Below are 19,011 nucleotides of genomic sequence, written 5' to 3'. Positions count from 1 at the left end.
TCAAGCACACAAATCCATTACATAGTCTTGCTAGTGTGAAGCAAAATATTCATCCGACTCGGAAGCAGGGTCGAATTGTTCCTTACTCATAAACCACGCAGCCAACAGAGCAATAACGGCCGGAATGATGGCCCAGGCAAACGTATGAACGATGGATGAGGACAATGCTTCTGTAATCTTATCCAACATTGGCGCGGGAATATCGGCACGTGTGTCCGGTTTTAGGACTAAGCTGGGATCACTCAGATCCACGCCACCGCCCTGCTCACTGGCATTATCGTTTCCAAAGAAGGAGACTAATTTACTCGCAAATACGTGACTTTGTACGATACCAAATACCGTGATTCCCAACGTCATGCCGAGTTCCCTGTTGAAGTTAAGTGTTGAACTGGCCGAACCACGCTGTCTTGCTGAGAAACCGTGAATGGCTGCATTGCTCAATACAGAGAACGAAGACCCAATGCCCAGACCAACCAAAATCATGAAGATGGTCACCATAAATCGGGAGGAATCTGTCGTTAACGTTGTCAGCAAGGCGATACCAATGACCAGCAGCGCGAGTGTGGGTAACATGATGGAGCGGTATCTGAGCTTGGTAAGCATGGCTCCACCACCCGCAGCTGTCACAACTGATCCAAGCATCATCGGAAGAAGAACTAGACCGGAATTGGTAGCCGATCCACCAAGTACGCCCTGAATATAAATGGGAATATAGATGGAAGCTGTAATAAAGGCTGCACCGCTAAATATGGCCATCAAATTGCTGGTGGAGTACAGTCGGTTTTTGAACATGCTGAATGTAATAATCGGTTCTGCCACCCGTCGCTCTATGAACACAAATGCAGTCATCAGCACGGCGAACGCAGCAAACAAACCCACGATCATGCTGGAATTCCAGGCGTATTCCTTGCCTCCAAGTTCAAGTGCAAACATGAGGCACACAATGGAAGCTACCAGTGTGAATGCGCCAAAGTAGTCAATTTTCTGTTTGGAATGCTCTACGGATTCTTTATAGAAGAAAGCAATCATGACAAAGGCGATCAGGCCAAGTGGCAGGTTGATATAGAAAATCCAGGACCAATGAATGTAATCGGTCAGATAGGCTCCAAGAAGCGGTCCGAAAATGCTGGATAAACCAAAGACTGCACCGAATAGTCCCCCCACCTTACCCCGTTTGTCTGCGGGAACGACATCAAACATAATGGTAAATGCGATCGGCATCAACGCCCCACCGCCGATTCCCTGAATCGCGCGATAAATACTGAGCTGAATGATGGAATCCGCCGTCCCGCACAATGCAGAACCAATCATAAATACGATGATTCCAAAAATGAAAAATCGCTTGCGGCCATACATATCCGATAGTTTACCGAAGATCGGCATACCCGCCATCTCTGCAACCATATACGCAGAGGTGACCCACATTAATTTATCAAATCCGCCAAGATCACCCACGATGGTACCAATCGCAGTGGCAACGATGGTGTTATCCATCGAAGCCATGAGAATGGCAAGCAGCAAGCCTGCAAGAATAACGCCTAATTTATTTCTTTTTACCATGATTATTTTTCCCCTTATCCATTCTGATTAAAGCCCCTCGGCTAATATACGCTTCAAAAATTGTCCTGTATGGGAGGCTCTGACCTCCGCCACCTGCTCCGGCGTACCTTCGGCTACTAGCTCGCCACCCGCTGCACCACCTTCTGGGCCAATGTCAATAACCCAATCGGATTCCCGAATCAATTCCAGACTGTGCTCTACAACGACAACGGTATTCCCCGACTCAACCAGCTTTTCCAGCAAAATATGGAGTTGCTTGATGTCTGACGGATGAAGACCGGTTGTTGGCTCATCCAACAGATAGAGCGTGTGTTTTTTGGTCTTTTTACTCAGCTCTTTTGCCAGCCTGATCCGCTGACCCTCACCGCCTGACAATGTTTTGACGGATTGGCCCCACTGGAGGTAACCAAGTCCAACTTCACACAACATTTCGACGAGATCGGCGATTTTGGTCTGACTTTTCAGGACAGGCAGACTTTCGGCCACTGACATATTCAGTACATCAGATATCGAGAAGCCTTCGTATTGAACCTGTAACACCTCATCCACGAACCGTCTGCCCTTGCAGTCATGACAAGTTACCTCCAAATCAGGCAGGAAGTTCATGTCTACAGACAATACCCCAAGACCTTGACAGGTTTCACAGCGCCCTCCGGGTGTATTAAACGAGAAATGCTTCGCAGTAAGCTTTCGTGCCTTGGCATCTGGCAAACCAGCGAACAGCTGACGCAGGTGTGTAAATACATCGGTGTAGGTGGCAACATTCGACCGTTGCATTCTGCCCATTGGCGTTTGGTCAAAAATAACGATATCACCTACGTGCTCCAAGCCTGTTATCTCTTCACAACCTGTTGGTTTCTGACCTGACTCCATACCCTGTGCGAGGATATCAAATACAAGCGTAGATTTGCCGGACCCTGAAACACCTGTTACGGAGATCAGTGTGCCTAATGGAAAAGATACAACCGGAATATCGATGTTGCGCAAATGCGCTCCCCGAATGGCAAGATGCTGCCCCGTACCTGTTCTTCGGTTATAAGAGGGACTAGCCACAGATTCATTTCTCAGATAAGCTCCCGTAACCGAAAGCTCACTTGCCATTAAATCCTCCAGGCTCCCTTCACCAACAACCATCCCTCCATTGACTCCAGCACCAGGTCCAATGTCGATCACATGATCGGCAGCACGCATCATCTCAATATCGTGTTCAATGACGAGGATCGTATTGCCCAGATCACGAAGCTCCTGAAGTACATGAATCAGGCCAATGGTATCTTTCGGATGAAGCCCCGTTGTCGGTTCGTCCAGAATATACAATACGCCCGTTAAACCAGAACCTAGAAGCGAGGCAAGTCGTAATCGCTGGGCTTCACCACCAGACAAAGTTACGGTCTGACGATCCATGGAGAGATAGCCAAGTCCAACATCCATAATGCGTTTCAACTTGGTGGGCAGATCATGAAGGATTGGATCAAGCAGGTGATGTGCCTCGGGTGAGATCACTTCTTGTAGTCCTACCGTCCATTCCAGCACTTTACTGAATGACCAGTTGGTGACGTCGGAGATGGATGCGCCAGCTACGCTTACCGAAAGAATTTCTTTTTTCAAACGAGCTCCCTGACATTCAGGACACTGCTGTTGATGAAAAAACCGTCCGTCTTTTTCCGTTCCACCACCTTCTCCTTCCTTTTCTTTATAGCGTCGCCACAATCCGGGGATCACGCCTTCGAACTTGGTTCCCTGGATGGGTTTGATATTAGAATAATGCTGCTTAAACGCTTCGCTCTCGACGCCGTAATACAGCAAATCGCGCTCGATTTCACCAAGGTCCTTCAATGGACGATCCGGATCGAATCCAAATCCAAAATGCTTTCCAGCTGCTACCAGAATTCGGATCTGGATATCCCGATGCACACCATTTAACGAAGCTACACCTCCATCCCGCACACTAAGCTCAGGATTGAATACAGCCGCTTCGTTGATTGATGCCACATGACCCAGTCCACTACATACATCACAAGCACCCTCCGGTTTATTGAACGAAAAGTGTGACATACCCAGCTTCTCCAGCTCGGCATTGCAATGTGGACAATGTATAGTCTGATGACCCATGTATTCGTCTTCCTCAGTTAGATGACCAGCCGCTTCCCACGATGGCGAAATGGCGCCGTTACAGGATGGACATATACGCTCTCCAAGTCTGGAAAAAATGAAACGAATGTAAGTGTAAATGTCTGTCACTGTTCCTACCGTTGAGCGTGGATTCCGGTTGGTAATGTGCTGTCCTACGCTGATGGATGGAGAAAGACCTGTGATGGACTCCACTTTTGGTTTGCTGATCGAATCCGATGTTAATCCCATCGATTCCATGTATTGTCTCTGGCATTCTCGCTGAAGGGTATCCATTGCCAGCGTGGATTTGCCGGAGCCGGACGGACCCGTTAGAACAACCAGCTTATACTTCGGAATCGAAAGTGAAATATTCTTCAGGTTGTTCTCCCGTGCACCTTTAATCATCATTGTGTCTCTCAAAATCGATCGTCCCCTTTGCAAATAAGTACAGAGTTCGTTAAAATAAGTTGAAATTAATCATACGTCAATCTAGTATCTCCAAAATTTATTATCTCGTTTATCTAATATCTCGATAATCAAGATATATGTCATCTTAAGAGGAGGGTTATCTTTTGTCAAGAGATCAACAACAACAACCTACCGAATTACAGGAGAATTTTACGTTGCGAATGCGGAGCCTAGGTACCCGAACCGTTTTATATCAGCAGCATGTAGCTGCCTCTTTGGGCTTGTACAATAACGATTTCATATCCGTGGATATCCTGCGCGAGAAAGGTCCAATCACTGCAGGGGAGCTGTCAAAACTTACCGGTCTGGCCACAGGAAGTGTCACGACATTAATTGACAGGCTTGAGAAGAACGGCTTTGTCCGTCGGGAAAATGACCCCAATGACCGCCGTAAAGTCATCATTGTGCCTTTGTACGAAAACAAGGAAGAGGTCAGTAGCACGTACCTCACCCTTCACGCAGCTATGGTTAATCTGGCTTCCACATACACAGAGGAAGAGCTGGAGCTTATTACAGGGTTTCTGAGTAAAGCAGGAAATGTTCTGGATGGACAGATAGAAGATCTAAGCTCCAAAATTCGTGGCAAATCATCATCGTGATCCATGTTTATATTTTGTAAAAAATGTGAGTTATATTTGAAAAACAAAAAGGACGATATCCGCAAGTGATCAAAAATCACTCCGGTATATCGTCCTTTTTGGGCATGAAGCCGCTTTTGCTCAAGGCCTATCCTGATTTAAATCTTAATTGGCTTCGATTCCAAGCCCGCTTAAAGGATCTTTTAAACCATTAATATTGGTGATCAATTCGGGAATCCCTGTCTTCTCCCAGTTTTCTGCCGTAAAACCATGCTCTGCAAGGGTGTTCTCAAATTGACCCACAACTTCGGTTAATTGATTGTTGTAACTGACCAGATTTTCGTGAATGCTTTCCCCTATCGCTGGTGCTGTCAGCTGAGAGAATTCGCTGGCTTCCGCCTGAATCTGATCTATTTTCTCCTGTACCTGAGTTGTTATTTCAGGGTTACTCACCGCTCCTGATGCGAGTTCTTGCAGATCGGCTCCGGCGTTCGATACTTGCTCTATATAATCAGTAGCCCCACTAACGTAATTCAAACTTTGATTCGCTTGTTCTACAACTGAACAGGCGGATATCACAAGAATACTTGACGCAATGAGGCCTGCCATCATCAATGTGTGCTTTCTTTTCCGTTTAATCATGACCATCTCCCCTTCTTCATATTGAAGTGTTTCTTCCAGATTTATGATACCTGCTCAACATGCTTCATTGCAAATGGGTCTGCATTCAGCGTTATTAACATGTATAATAAAGGAATCATACGGTAAAGGGATGTCATGAATATGCTTCAGGCCTTAAATGTACGCTTGAACCGCATCATGCCACTGATTACCCCAATCAGCATTATTATTGGCGTTCTTTGCGGGAGTCTTCTTTCTTCTTATACCTTTTTGTCGCCATGGCTTTTTGCGTTCATGACGTTTGCCGGAAGCATCAGTCTCGGGATCCGGGATTTTGTGAACGTGCTGAAGAAGCCTTTTCCACTGTTTGTCTGTCTGTTTATTTTGCATCTGGCGATGCCTCTGATTGCTCTGAGCATGGGTCACCTGGTCTTCCCAACGGATGCCTACACGATAACGGGCCTTGTTCTGGCTGCCGTTATTCCGACAGGTGTGAGCAGCTTTATCTGGGTTAGCATCTACCGGGGCAATATCGCTCTAACGCTGTCGATTATCCTGATTGACACCATGCTTGCTCCTTTCGTGGTACCCGGTGTGTTATCCTTGTTGATTGGCACTAGCGTATCGCTGGATATAGCAGCCATGATGAGCAGCCTATTCTGGATGATCGTTGTTCCCTCCTTGCTCGGGATGCTTTTGAATGAATGGACCAAAGGGGCCATTGTTCCGGTCTGGGGGCCCAGACTGAATCCGTTCTCCAAACTGTTCATGGCAGCGGTTGTCGCGATTAATGGCTCTGTTGTTGCCCCCTATTTGGCTGACTTTAACTGGCAGCTCGCTGGTCTAGCAGCCATCATTATTTTCCTGGCCTCATTTGGATATGCTCTAAGTTACTTCGTTGCCCGATTACTCGGTTGGAATGAAGCCGATCAGGTCGCACTGGTGTTCAACGGTGGCATGCGCAATATTAGTGCGGGAGCGGTGCTTGCTGTATCGTATTTCCCTCCACCGGTTGCCGTCCCAGTTGTACTCGGCATGGTATTTCAGCAGATGTTGGCCTCGCTTGCAGGATACCTGCTTGGGCGCCGCTCGCAGACTCTTCACAATGCTGATAAGACGTCTGCAGCCTGAATGCGAATCCGCCAATTGTACCGTTTTATCTTAATATGCTCTAAACACAAACAGCAGATCAGAATATACTGATCTGCTGTTCCCATGTCTAGAACATGATGAAACTCTAATCTCTACCGTACACTTCTACTTCGTAGAGTGAATATCCATATGGGGTGGCTCTTTTCTCACCCGTGAGTCGCACATATTTGCCTTTTCCGTTCACTGCAAGTTCTTCCAGGCCACCTTTACCCTCTTGCGTATGATACACTTCCTTCCAAACGGTACCATCTTCCGATACGTCAATGCGATAGGCGGTAGCATAAGCTGCTTCCCAATTCAGCTTGATGCGTTTTACTTGCTTGACCTCTCCCAGATCAATCGTAATCCACTCCGGCGTATCTCCAAATCCGGAACTCCAACGTGTCTCGGGATTGCCATCGACCACATTTGTGCCAACAAAAGGATCTTCCGTTGAAGAAACGGTTACATTTTTGTTAAGTGCAAAGTTAACATTCGTATCCCCTCCATCTCCCCCACCTTCATTTCCTCCGTTTTCTCCGTTCCAGGGAATCCATGAATCAGAAATTTCGGTATTTTGGGTTGGATCGACACGTACCAGAGATTTAGGCCCAACAACAGCTTTTCCAGTGGTACCGGATGCATTTTTGAAAGTGACCGTTACACTCTCATCTGTCGGATTCCAGATTTGTGCAGTATACGTTCCATTTTTCTTGTAGACTGTTGCACTGCTCCATCCGGTGGCCCAGATGTCTTTCGTACGTTCACCAAGTGTTGCCATACTGTTTACGAACCAGTACGTATTAAAAATTTCATTTTTTTGCATAGATGAAGCATTCCACTTGGCAAGCACTGCAGCCGGATCACTTAGTGCCTGAATAGGCCATACAATATGCTGCCATTCTCGTTCAGGTCCACCGTTATCGGTAACAAATCCGTTGTACAAGCCAGCAGCCTTCGTTTTGTCCAAACCATAACTGGTCAGATATTCACTGGTTGGCAACCAGTGGATACCATAAATATGAACCGGTTCACCGCTAAAGAAGGTACCAAAGAAGTACGAACTTCCATAGACTTGCCCTACAGAAGCGTGTTTCCACTCATCGAGCCAGTTATCTCCATCATAGTTGAACCAGTATTGCTCAATTGCTTTCAGTTCAGTTGTGAATCCGTAAATCGCTGCATCCCGGAAATCCTGATCCTTGGTTAACAAGCTCCACATATACTGCCCTACCCAGCCAAAGAGGGATTCCCCAGCAGCTTCCTGATTGTTGCCACTATCATTATCTGCATAGCCTCCTGCCCAGGAATGGCCCTGATAAGGATCAAAACTGCGGAAAGACGGATACAACGGATCGTTCTTGGACGGATTGCCATAATCCCGAATAAGATGATCCACCATATCGCCATAATCTGCCCGGAACTGCTTATCAAAGGTAGCCAGCACCGCTGATGCAAACACATAATACCCATAAGTGAAATGATGATCAGTAATTCCATAGTTTGCACCAAACTCACTTGTCTTGTAGTACATCGTTCCCCAATCATCATTGTAATAGAGGAAATAATCAGGTTCACCTTCTGTGTACGTATACCAATCGACCAGAATCTCTTTCATGCGGGAAAGGAACAGGTCACGGTATACGGTCTCACCCATTTCGTTCGCTGCAAGTACACCCATGGCAAGAGGATGAAGTTTTTTGCCTTGCCAGTAAGCGTCAGCAGCCATCAGATTGTTGTCTGTCTCCGTTTTGAGCATTTCAAGATAGGCTACCATCTCTTCTCGGTTGTATTCCGCATTGGTAGGTTCCGTGAACTGGGGAACCATGCCATAGAAATGATCCTCCACCGTAAACTGGTTACCTTCCCGCACTTTCAACGTTCCACGTATGGACGGATATGTGAGCGAAGTAAGTGGAGAATTCGTAATTTTCCATTGATGTGGATACAGGGCCTGCAATGTGTTCGCTGAGAACCCTGGGCGCTTCACTTCGGTCTCGGCTTTGAAGTTGGTCGTAACGGTAGACGTTTGCTCGTTATAGTTGTAAGTAACCTCTGTGTTCGTTACAAAGGCATAAGCGTGCTCATGGAATTGATTCAGATCTGTTAAAGACGGCATTGTGGCTGCAGATAGATAACCTTTTCCGCCTCCAAGCTGGAGTTTGATCTTGGCTCCCGCTTTTTTGAATACGGTACCTTCCGGCGCAAAAATTCCGTAGTACCGTTCCTCTTTTTGCCCTGCCGGATCACCACTTTGATTCTCCAATTGAATGCCAATGTGATCCCCCGTAAACGTATCACCATCCGATTGCAATACGGTCTCTCCATTTCCATTTACAACTTTGGTAATGAGCGAAGAAAAGATTTCGGCTGTATCAGGATTGTTGAATTCCATAAATACGTAAGGGGAACCCTTTACAAAGGTCGTTTTCATTTTCGCCGAAGCATCATCACTCAGAATCGCATCTACCGCATAGTCACTGTATCCGCTTACTCGGGTTTCCATATTCTTGGCATTAATATTGGTGGACATAAAATACAGGTCCGGGTTGCCGTCTGCGTTCACTGCACTTCCATCTCCATTAATCCATCCTTCCCCTGGGTTCAAGAGGCCGAGCCCTTGGGGGTAGAACTTGGATTTGAGTGGCAGTGTAATAATAGAATCGCTGAGCGGCTTAATAAGCAGGGATTGCCACCAGTCATTGGACGCGATAGGCGCCTGAACGTTATCCGTTTTATAAGTCGGGTATTTGGGCTGTGGCATACGGACGTCATTCGTTAGATAACTGCCCTTTCCTACCTGAACCGTGCTGGAACTTGGCAATTCAGGAATAGGGTAGGATGGCTTCGGCGTTCCTTCTACATAGTCGTATACTTCAAAATCAAACAGGGAGTAACCAAAATTGGTCGCTCTTCCGATGCCTTGCATTTTGACATAACGACCTGAAGCATACATCGAAATATCCTGCTTCCCTCCATTGCCATGCAGCTCCCGGTACACGGTGGTCCAGGCATTGGCATCATCGGAGACTTGCAGATCAAAGGCACGTCCTGCTGCCCCTTCCCAGTTCAGAACCACTCTTCCAATGTTCCGCTTGCTGCCCAAATCCACATAGATCCATTCGTCATCCGTATGATTTGAACCCCATCGGGTAGAAGAATTCCCATCGACTGCATTCTCCGGAAGTGTCGCCCCAGGGGGCAGATAATCGGATTGTTCATAGGAAGAGACGGTAACTTGCTTACCCCGGGCTACATCCGGTCCATATGTAACAGGTGGTACACCGGTTCCACCCGTTCCGTACACTTCCAATTCAATGATGGAGTAGCCATAATTCGCGAGAGCTCTTTCTGTCCCTAATACACGTACGTAGCGGCCGCTTCCATTAACGGTAAGCTCATCAGTCCCACCATTGCCTGTTGCCGTATTGTAGATGTCAGTCCAGTTCACTTCATCGGTTGAAACCTGAATCTGGTACGCCTTGGCATATGCTCCCTCCCATTGGATGCGTACTTTGTCAATCGCAGCAGTGTCACCCAGATCTACATACAGCCACTGCGGATCTTTGCCCCAGGCACTTGACCATCTCGTTCCACTGGAACCGTCAACTGCGAGATTCGCCGTATTATTCCCTTCAGTTGATGAAGCATAAGCTGGTCTATTGCTAGACAATAGATAGGATGCAGGCTCAGCCTGAGCTTTGGATGGGACAAAGCCCGGAAACATGGTGGTAAATAATGCAGCGATCAATGCAAGCGCCAATCCTTTGCCAGCAAATGCTCTTCTTTTGCTTCTTGATGCCATGTCTTAAAATACCCCCTTCATTGGGTGATAGGTACCGAAGTCATGATGTGGAATATAAAGATGTATCGGCTCCTTCTCATTTTAATTTGGATACGCTTACAAAAAATACTATACCGAGCAACGATAAATGTAACTTTGCACCGAACTACTCCTGCCTGGAAGTTGGAGACTTTACCGGAAAAACAATCGTAACTACCGTTCCCGTTCCCACTTCACTACGAATACTCACGCCATATTCCTTGCCGTAATGAAGTTTGATTCTCTGGTCCACGTTCCGTATTCCGTATCCTATACCGCCTGCTCCTTCGGTAAAAATCGCGTCTACAATCTCCTGTTTCATCCCAAGTCCATTATCGTGTACCTCAATGTGCACATGCTCAGCCAGCTTTTTTACTTCAATACGAATTTCGATCTCATCGTCATACCAAGCATGTTCCAGCACGTTTTCTACAAATGGCTGCAGTATGAATTTAACTGTTTCCAGTCCTAGTGTTTCCGGCTCAGCCTCCAGATGATAATGAATTCGTTCTGCATATTTAATATTTTGAATATCAAGATACGTTCTAACAATGTGAAGCTCTTTCTCGACTTGAATCAGCATTTCTCCCTTGTTTAGGGTAAGACGATAAAACTTCGCCAGTGCACGAATCATCTCATGCAGCTTATCAATTTCCCCAAGCTTTGCCATGCGGCTAATCGAAGAAAACGTGTTGTATAAAAAGTGAGGATTTATTTTTGAATGCAAAATTTGCAGCTCTGCTTCCTTCTTCTCCAGCTTGCTCGTATAGACTTCATCAATCAATTGCTCTGTAGTGGAAGCCATTTCGTTAAAGGACTCCGCAATAATGGCAAACTCATCATTGCCCGTGTATTGAATTCGCCGTTGCAATTCCCCTTCTTTGAAAGCTTCAAGCGATACCACGAGTTTGGAGAGGCGGCTGGAGAACATACGTGCCATAATGAAACTGACAAGGGTCATGACAAGAATGCTGATAACACATATGATGATGGTCACATTCCGAACTTTCTGAGAATTGTCCTTAAAGGATGCATTGGGGACCAGCGCAACGATCTGAACAGGAATATTGTGAATCGGTTTGGAGATTTTCAGATAATCACGGGATTCATTCAATTCCTCGGCAGTATATGGCAGGGAACCGCCAGGCGAACTCGAATAGAGGAGTTGTTCATCCTGATCGAGTACAAATAACTTCGTCCCTTTCCCTAATTGATTGAAGTCAACATCTTCAAAAATATCTTTCAACTTAACTGAAGCCCGTATAAGGCCAATGGACTGAAACGTTTCGTAATTAATGGCATGTCTTAACAAAGAGATATATCCGTACTCGGCATCGTTCTCGATCTGCTGCCACTTCATTTCGTCGTAACCTATGCGCAGATTCTGATACCATGCCTTATCCAGAATCCGGCTGGTATGCAGAATCTCATACTGTCTTTCTCCAGCGATCAGCGATTGCTCCGTTTCATTGTAGTAAAATTCGCTGATGGTAGGTGCATGCAAATACAGAGAGAGCTTGATTTTGGATTTGGGCAGATTGGTAGCAGATTCAAGTCTTGGCATCACATATTGCGTTGTCACCTGATACTTCTCCCAGTCCAGATAATAGCCCGAAAGCAACGTAGATAACCCCTGATCCTGATAGATTTCATCCGAACTACGAATAATCTCCCCTACCCTGTATTCCACATTGCTCTGAATCTGACTCACTGCTACTTCAAGGTTATTTCGTGTATGTTCCTCCACAGAACGTGCTGAGGATATATAGGCATAGCAACCAATTACTATAATTGGAATAATTACAAGTGCGAGATTGGATATGAGTAATTTATATAAAATGGGCAGGAAGCGTCGTCGATTGCTGTGTTTTATCATGCATCAACTCTGCTTTCTGAAATCGCCGGGCTTCATGCCAAAAGTTTCTCTGAACAATCGGCTGAAATAGGTGAGACTTCGATAACCAACCTGATCGGCGATTTCATAGATTTTGAGATTGGTGGTCTGCAGCAGATGCCTGGCATGTTCAAGCCGCCGGGCGGCAACATAATCACTGAAATTTTTCCCCACCTTATCCTTGAACAGAAATCCAAGGTGATTCGGAGAATACGAGAAATGGGCAGCCAGATCCTTTAGAGTTACGTCTTGTGACAGACGCTGCCCAACATAATGTTCAATATCGGAGAATAACTTCCAATTGGACGTTTGCTTGCGCAAATAGATATGTTCCGACCATTCGAACACAGTTCGTCTTAGCCAAGATTTAATATCATCCACCGTATCGAACTGCTGAACAGTCTCAAACCCTTCCGCTTTCCACCTCGCAAAGTGAGGAAAATTATGTTGTGCCTCTGCATTCAAATATCCTTCGAGCCGTGACAGAACGTGAGTAGAGAAATGGTGTACTTTAGACGAATCAGAAAAGGCTCGCACATGTTCAAACAGCTCCTCGACGGCATCACAGATAGTGACGAGATCATACGTGGACATCGCTGTAAATAGCCGATCCAGCTGATTATTTACGTCCAGTACATCTCTTACAAGTGGAATATGTATCTCCCCCGGAGAGATAAGCCGATTTTTACCAAGAAACATTTTGCATCCGATTAAATTTCGCGCTTCATCAAAGGATACCGGCAGCTCGGTAACCCGACTCGTTTTTTGTCCAAAGCTGGCCGTAATGGTAAAGCGGGAGCGATCACGTATGTAATGGATAAGTTCGTTCAGATTCAATTCTATATCCCCAGCGTCATGGGAATACATGAGTCCAATTCGGTCCGTAGATAACCGGCACCACGCTCCCCAATTTTTGGTTTCAATCCAGGACGTAATTTGGCGGAAAGTCAGCTCATGCCATCGTTCATATTCTTCATCTGTGAACAAGTGCTGCATATGATCCATTTCTATAATAACGGCATGGGCCGTCTCCGTTCGTGGGGGAAGCGGATAAAGCCGGGTGAAGGACTTCAGGGTCGGCGCATCAATACTGCCTTCCATGAGATGCTTCAAAAAATCCTGTTTCACAAAATCAAAATGTTCAAGTGCATTGCTCCCGTTTTTTGTCTCCAATCTGGCATTCTCTTCTTTCAGAACATGAACGATTTTTTGCAGAGTTGTCTTAATTTCATCGTCATCCACCGGTTTCAGAATATATCCATCCGCTTTCAAATGAATAGCCTGTTTCGCATAATCAAAGTCCTCATAACCGCTGATAAATATGATCTTAAGCTCCGGCTGTTTCTGGAGTGCCATTCGGGCAAGCTCCAAGCCAGACATTACGGGCATTTTAATATCGGTAACGAGAATATCCACATCATGATTCTGAAGGTAATGCAATGCGGCCAGTGGTTTGTTTCCCATGAAAGCGATCTCAATATTAAGTTCGTCCCAGGGAATAAGCTCACGCATACCGACCAGATCGTAGTTTTCGTCATCGACCAACGCTGCTTTATACATGATCGTTCGACTCCTTGTAATTAGAGAATAAAAGGGCGTGCCTCAGCACACCCACCGTTTTGACATCGTATAGCTTCTACTATCATTTCCCCATAATTTTAAGATTCTCCTGCCATTTGGCGGTTTTCCATTTCAGCACTTTATCATATCCAAGCTTCACAGATTCCGCCTGAGCCTCCGCCAGAATACTCTTCACTTCTTCATCATTTCCGGCGAATACAAGACGAGGAATGACCTGCTTATAATAATCTTTCAACCTTTGGAGAATAATCCCTTCTTCCGAAGTTGCAAGAGGATCCAGATTAGAGAATTCAGTCATGTTTTTGGATGTTTTAAAGGAGACGGTGGACTGGGCAACCGTTGTCCAGTCCTGTGCTTCTTCGGGCAGAAGCTCTTCCCGTTTGGCTTTGACCACATCGACGTAACTTGTGTTACCGTACCAGTTAAACTCTCCGATCTTCATTTCGTCATATTTCTTCGGATCACGGTTGACATAGGCTTCATTCGGGATCGGAACGCCGTCTTTAACCTCATCATAGAACAATCCTTTCGGTCCAAAAAAGAGGACTTGCTGGCCTTCTTCACTGATGGCCCAGTTCATATAAGCAAAAATGGCTTCCGGGTCCTTGGCATTCTTCGTAATGACATTCACGTTCCAGCCGAGCGTATTGTATCCACTCGGATACACCTTGTTTTTGTCCACGCCATCAGCATGAACCGGCCAGATGACATCATATCCTGCTTCCGGGTCGGCAGCTTGCAGATGATTGTTGGCTTCACGGCCAATCCCTTCGACCACCGAATCAAAGGCACTGAATACAGCCACCTTACCATTTTTCAGTTTCTCCAGAATTTGATCACGTGTCTGGGTAAACGCATCTTTAGAAGTTAATACCTCACGGAATAAACGACTTGCATACATGACAGTTTGTTCAAAAGCAGGATCTGTATAAATAGAAGTTAGCTGCGCTCCCTGCGGTACTCCAAATACACCTCCAGAACCCGGTGAAATAAACCCACCTGTGCGATCTTCCGCGGCTCCGCTATAAAGCATGCTGATCATCTGAGACTCACTGTCACGCATTTCGCCAAAATCAATCGGAACGATACTGCCGTTATACTTCTCCTTTACCTGCTTCAGATAAGCCTCAAGCTCGTTCCAGGTTTCCACCTTCGGTGATCCCAAGTCCTTGTATATTTTACGATTCACAAGATAGGCGGCATTGCCGTTTCCGTTATCACCACTAATAAACCAGTTTGGAATTTGATATAATTTACCGTCCGCGCTGCGGAGCATATTAATCGTCTCTTCCCCTATTGTCTTTACAAACTCGGGATACTTCTCCAGATAAGGATCAAGCGCTACAAGTTGACCTGCACTGACTAGTCGTTCCACGTCTTTGCCTCGGTCAAGTACAATTGCATCAGGAAGTTTTTTGGCAACAATCATGGAATTGAGTTTGGTCGCAGCCGCTCCGTTGGATTGTACGGGTTCCATCACCACTCCAAGCTCATCTGTTATCCATTTACCGTGCGGGCGTTCTTCCCATGTCGGAGCTGTGTACCAGTCATAATTGACAAATTGGGTGAAGCTGACTGGTCTTACTTTTGATTTTGGATCTGCATTTGGAGAGACGGTTTCACCTGTCTTTATCTGCTCCTTGGTGTTTACGCTTTCATTTGCAGATGGACTTTGTCCCTCTCCACCCCCGGTACATCCACTGATCATTAATGCTGCACTTAGTGCCGAAAGGTGAAGCCAGTGCAGTGATTTTCGTCGTTTTTGTTGTTTTCGTTCCATATTTGCCTTGCCCCTCTCTTATACAGTTGTATGTTACACGTCTTCCTGTCCATCAGACAAGAAGGCTTCATAACCATTTTGGTGAGCAAGCTACTCTTTAAGTGAGCCTACCAGAACGCCTTTCACAAAATACTTCTGTAAAAATGGGTAGATCATGAGAATAGGTAGCGTGGCCACCATCATCGTGGCCATCTGCAAGGATTTTACGGTAACCGTGTTTTGCACCATACTTTGCGCATAACTGTTCAGATTGGTCATCAGCGAAGCCGTCGTTCCTGCGTTGATAATCTGGACTAGCAACGTTTGCAGAGGAATCAAATTTTGATTGCTGATGAACACCGCGGGGATAAACCAGTCATTCCACAAAAATACAGCAGTAAATAGTCCAAGGGTCGCCATCACGGGGCCTGACACAGGTAGCACAATTCGAAAAAAGACACCAAAGTTGCTGCATCCGTCCATTTTGGCCGATTCCTCCAGCCCGTCCGGAAGTTCCATAAAAAAGGTACGGAAGATGATCATGTTATACACGTTAACCATGCCATGAAGCACGAGGAATAAGAACGTATCATACAATTGAAGGTGATAGACAAGGATAAAGTACGGAATAATCCCCCCGCTGAAGAACATGGTAATCACGGCAAGAATCATATACGTTTTCTTGAACATGATCCCTTTTTTGGACATCGCATAAGCGAATAAAGAGGTAAACAGCAGTGCACATACAGTGCCAATTACTGTCCGAAGGATCGTGATCAGATACGCGCTATAGATATTTTTTTCCTGGAACACAACTGCATAATTCTCCAACGTAAATTGCCTTGGCCAAAAGGTGACCCCACCTGAAGAGGTATCGGAACCTACGTTCAACGACAAGACAAGAGAATTCCAGAACGGATAAAAAGTAACAAATGCCAGAATGCTTAACAGGGCATAGATCACGAATTTGAGAATACGATCTCCTGCAGACAGTTTCATAGACGATCTCCCACTCTTTCACTCGCGGTTTTACCACAAGCTTGTTTTTCCAAACTTTCTTGCTAATGTGTTCGCTAGGACCAACAGTGTTACGCTTAATAACGATTTGAATAATCCTGCCGCGGTAGCATAGGAGAATCGTTGATTAACGATCCCCATCTGATAAACATAGGTGTCAATCACATCCGCAACGGGAAGAACGATGCCGTTACTCAGGTTTTTCGTCAGTACCAGAATATCTTCATAACCTGCATTTAGAATGTTACCGATCCCCAAAATCAGAAAGATCATCATAATCGGCATGATATTCGGGATCGTAATTCGAAAGATCTGTTGGAAACGGCTCGCCCCATCGATGGAAGCAGATTCATATTGGGCCGGATCAATGCCGATAATGGCCGCTAGGTAGACAATCGAACCGAAGCCTATCTCTTTCCAGACATTTAAGGATACGAGAATTCCCCAGAAATACTCGGGTGTGGACATCCAGTTAACCGGCTCATTAATCAGATTTAGTGCGAGCAGAAGCTCATTAACCGCCCCATTATCAACCGCAAGCATAGAGAATACAAGACCAGAGATTACGATCCATGACATAAAATGGGGAACATAAGTGACCGTCTGAACGACTCGTTTGAACTTGCCTGCCACTTCATTCAACATCAGAGCCAAGATGATCGGCGCTGGAAAACCGATGCACAGCTTGAGCAAACTGATGGCAAATGTATTTCGCATCACGCTCCAGAATTCCGGAGATTCAAAGAACATGCGAAAATGCATGAATCCTACCCACGGACTATTCTTCATGCCTGCGAACAAATTGTAATCCTGGAAAGCAATGAAAATCCCCCACATGGGTCCATAGCTGAAGATCAGCAAGAATAACAGAGCAGGCCAGATCATAACCTGAAACTCCCACTGCCCCATAAACCTCTTCCACCCTGAAACCGATTTGGTCTGCGTAACTCCCTTTCCCAACAATTGTGGGTGGTCCGGCACATTTACTTTCTTCATTTTCCTCATCACCCACTTCGTCGCTTGATATTTCTATCGTAATCCCAATCCTCTTCATGGAATAGAACTACAACTAACGAAATGTGTACCTAATCAACGAACATGAGAAAAAATAAATTAAAAAACGCCGACATTATTGTCGGCGTTCAAAATGAAACTAGATCAAGCTACTTATTCATAAACCTAGTAATCCGAGAGCGAAATTCCAGCTCCAATGATAAGCACGAACACTAGAATATACACAACAATTCCGATCGCTGCCCACAGCAACGCTGCTTTGGCATAATTGGCTTTGGAAGGGTTGGAATCTCCAAATGCCCATACAAACAACATAATAATGTTTACAAGCGGAATCATCATAAGGAACAATGTGAGCATCCAACTACCGAAACTTACTGGCTGTGGTCCTGGCTTATGTACTCTTTGACTAGCAACTTCTGACATAATATTTCTTCCTCCTTTCTTTTCCATTTCAATTGCTACCTGCTAAGACAATCTACCTCTACTTTATAAAAGAAAAGTTTGCCGTTAATAAAAATACCGGAAATCTCATGAATTTACAATGTAATATTTACCATATTAGTTTTAACATTAAATTTTTATAACATATCCTGAATCTCTATAAAACAAAGGACCTGCACTAAGTGACACTTATGATTAAAGTGCCTACTCTGCAGATCCCAATTCGCTTTATTTCCCTTTTCTCACACTAATTCACAAGGTATCACAACGATTTCAGAAAGCCCACGATTCTGGAGGCAAGTCTTTCATGTCCGGCCTGGTTGGGATGGAGACCATCAGGTACACCGTTGTCACCTGTAAAGTATAAATCTTTGTGGACTGGCAGCAATGGCTGGATTCCAGCAATGTTCCACAGATCGCAGACCGGGATGGAGTACAACGACGCGACCTCTCTGATTGCAGCGACATAGTCGCAGTATATCCGTCTGGTTACCGTATTGGGCAGGTCTTCTGGGACAGCTTCACTTGATCCATGGGGCGGAGTAAGAAACACGATCAGCTTGGTTGGATAGCGCTGGATCAACTCTTCTGCTATATGTTTAAGCGCCCCATAAAAGGTATCCTTCGAATTGGGCGAAGTGCTGATATCGCCAAATGCGGTCGTACCACTGGAGAAGTCATTTCTTCCACCCATGAAAAAGATAACATCCGATTCTGCGTGCATCTGCCCAATGCGATTACACATCGGTTCAAACCCTCCGTCGGCCACACTGCTTCCGGAAATGCCATCATTCTCATAGGATTGAAATCCCAATGCTCTGCTAACCAGCTCGGGATACGGATGTTCCCCTTCCTGGAGTCCATATCCGAAAGTTATGCTGTCTCCCAGAAAAACAGCCTTTTGCCCTTCATAGGATGATGATTGTAACGACATGAGCAAATCCCTTCTTCCCTTGTAACAGATATGTATAGTAACGATGTCATCCAAATACCGAAGCAAAACGGCCTT

Annotated in this window: 13 protein-coding genes; 2 read left to right on the top strand and 11 right to left on the bottom strand. The window is 45.6% G+C overall.

Annotated elements, in window-relative coordinates; genetic code table 11:
- Positions 1-30: 30 nt before the first annotated feature.
- Complete coding sequence (locus tag ACDJ58_RS12150) at positions 31-1,560, bottom strand: MDR family MFS transporter (protein ID WP_413378195.1); 1,530 nt, start codon at positions 1,558-1,560, stop codon at positions 31-33.
- A gap of 27 nt (positions 1,561-1,587) precedes the next feature.
- Positions 1,588-4,092, bottom strand: a complete 2,505-nt coding sequence (gene uvrA / locus ACDJ58_RS12145; protein WP_413378193.1) for an excinuclease ABC subunit UvrA — start codon at positions 4,090-4,092, stop codon at positions 1,588-1,590.
- A gap of 209 nt (positions 4,093-4,301) precedes the next feature.
- Between uvrA and ACDJ58_RS12140 the strand changes: the two genes are divergently transcribed.
- Positions 4,302-4,739: a MarR family winged helix-turn-helix transcriptional regulator gene (locus ACDJ58_RS12140; protein ID WP_170867822.1), complete on the top strand. Its 438-nt coding sequence runs from the start codon at positions 4,302-4,304 to the stop codon at positions 4,737-4,739.
- Positions 4,740-4,883: 144 nt separating this feature from the next.
- On the opposite strand, the gene ACDJ58_RS12135 is transcribed toward ACDJ58_RS12140, so the two are convergent.
- Positions 4,884-5,360, bottom strand: a complete 477-nt coding sequence (locus tag ACDJ58_RS12135) for a DUF6376 family protein (RefSeq protein WP_064638739.1) — start codon at positions 5,358-5,360, stop codon at positions 4,884-4,886.
- A gap of 141 nt (positions 5,361-5,501) precedes the next feature.
- Between ACDJ58_RS12135 and ACDJ58_RS12130 the strand changes: the two genes are divergently transcribed.
- Entirely contained in the window at positions 5,502-6,470 is a 969-nt protein-coding gene (locus ACDJ58_RS12130; protein WP_413378191.1) for a bile acid:sodium symporter family protein, read from the top strand.
- Positions 6,471-6,576: 106 nt separating this feature from the next.
- Here the strand turns inward: ACDJ58_RS12130 and ACDJ58_RS12125 are convergent, their stop codons facing one another.
- The 8 genes from ACDJ58_RS12125 to ACDJ58_RS12090 all read right to left on the bottom strand — a co-directional run bounded on the left by ACDJ58_RS12125 (position 6,577) and on the right by ACDJ58_RS12090 (position 18,936).
- Positions 6,577-10,275, bottom strand: a complete 3,699-nt coding sequence (locus ACDJ58_RS12125; protein ID WP_413378189.1) for a discoidin domain-containing protein — start codon at positions 10,273-10,275, stop codon at positions 6,577-6,579.
- A 145-nt stretch (positions 10,276-10,420) separates the two neighbouring features.
- The gene (locus ACDJ58_RS12120; RefSeq protein WP_413378187.1) at positions 10,421-12,169 is read right to left on the bottom strand and encodes a sensor histidine kinase; all 1,749 of its coding nucleotides are present in this window, start codon (positions 12,167-12,169) and stop codon (positions 10,421-10,423) included.
- 3 nt (positions 12,170-12,172) lie between these two features.
- Positions 12,173-13,747: a response regulator transcription factor gene (locus tag ACDJ58_RS12115; RefSeq protein WP_413378185.1), complete on the bottom strand. Its 1,575-nt coding sequence runs from the start codon at positions 13,745-13,747 to the stop codon at positions 12,173-12,175.
- An 82-nt stretch (positions 13,748-13,829) separates the two neighbouring features.
- A complete protein-coding gene (locus ACDJ58_RS12110) occupies positions 13,830-15,548 on the bottom strand; it encodes an extracellular solute-binding protein (protein WP_413378183.1) in 1,719 nt (572 codons plus the stop codon).
- Between the two features lie 90 nt (positions 15,549-15,638).
- The gene (locus tag ACDJ58_RS12105) at positions 15,639-16,526 is read right to left on the bottom strand and encodes a carbohydrate ABC transporter permease (RefSeq protein WP_413378181.1); all 888 of its coding nucleotides are present in this window, start codon (positions 16,524-16,526) and stop codon (positions 15,639-15,641) included.
- Between the two features lie 30 nt (positions 16,527-16,556).
- Positions 16,557-17,453, bottom strand: coding sequence for an ABC transporter permease (locus tag ACDJ58_RS12100; protein WP_413379630.1), 897 nt, complete (start codon positions 17,451-17,453; stop codon positions 16,557-16,559).
- 270 nt (positions 17,454-17,723) lie between these two features.
- On the bottom strand, positions 17,724-17,984 hold the full coding sequence (locus ACDJ58_RS12095) for a hypothetical protein (protein ID WP_240321307.1): 261 nt from the start codon (positions 17,982-17,984) through the stop codon (positions 17,724-17,726).
- 280 nt (positions 17,985-18,264) lie between these two features.
- Positions 18,265-18,936, bottom strand: a complete 672-nt coding sequence (locus ACDJ58_RS12090; RefSeq protein WP_413378179.1) for an SGNH/GDSL hydrolase family protein — start codon at positions 18,934-18,936, stop codon at positions 18,265-18,267.
- Positions 18,937-19,011: the final 75 nt, after the last annotated feature.

The organism is Paenibacillus taichungensis, assembly GCF_047302525.1.
Classification (GTDB): domain Bacteria; phylum Bacillota; class Bacilli; order Paenibacillales; family Paenibacillaceae; genus Paenibacillus; species Paenibacillus taichungensis_B.
The sequence above is the reverse complement of the archived record's forward strand: the minus strand, read 5'-3'. Positions and strand labels throughout refer to the sequence as shown.

Bases quoted from the DNA above. Each gene is read 5' to 3' on its own strand.
- ACDJ58_RS12150 (WP_413378195.1), bottom strand. From the start codon at position 1,560: ATGGTAAAAAGAAATAAATTAGGCGTTATTCTTGCAGGCTTGCTGCTT.
- ACDJ58_RS12140 (WP_170867822.1), top strand. From the start codon at position 4,302: ATGCGGAGCCTAGGTACCCGAACCGTTTTATATCAGCAGCATGTAGCT.
- ACDJ58_RS12135 (WP_064638739.1), bottom strand. From the start codon at position 5,360: ATGATTAAACGGAAAAGAAAGCACACATTGATGATGGCAGGCCTCATT.
- ACDJ58_RS12130 (WP_413378191.1), top strand. From the start codon at position 5,502: ATGCTTCAGGCCTTAAATGTACGCTTGAACCGCATCATGCCACTGATT.
- ACDJ58_RS12125 (WP_413378189.1), bottom strand. From the start codon at position 10,275: ATGGCATCAAGAAGCAAAAGAAGAGCATTTGCTGGCAAAGGATTGGCG.
- ACDJ58_RS12120 (WP_413378187.1), bottom strand. From the start codon at position 12,169: ATGATAAAACACAGCAATCGACGACGCTTCCTGCCCATTTTATATAAA.
- ACDJ58_RS12115 (WP_413378185.1), bottom strand. From the start codon at position 13,747: ATGTATAAAGCAGCGTTGGTCGATGACGAAAACTACGATCTGGTCGGT.
- ACDJ58_RS12110 (WP_413378183.1), bottom strand. From the start codon at position 15,548: ATGGAACGAAAACAACAAAAACGACGAAAATCACTGCACTGGCTTCAC.
- ACDJ58_RS12105 (WP_413378181.1), bottom strand. From the start codon at position 16,526: ATGAAACTGTCTGCAGGAGATCGTATTCTCAAATTCGTGATCTATGCC.
- ACDJ58_RS12100 (WP_413379630.1), bottom strand. From the start codon at position 17,453: ATGGGGCAGTGGGAGTTTCAGGTTATGATCTGGCCTGCTCTGTTATTC.
- ACDJ58_RS12095 (WP_240321307.1), bottom strand. From the start codon at position 17,984: ATGTCAGAAGTTGCTAGTCAAAGAGTACATAAGCCAGGACCACAGCCA.
- ACDJ58_RS12090 (WP_413378179.1), bottom strand. From the start codon at position 18,936: ATGTCGTTACAATCATCATCCTATGAAGGGCAAAAGGCTGTTTTTCTG.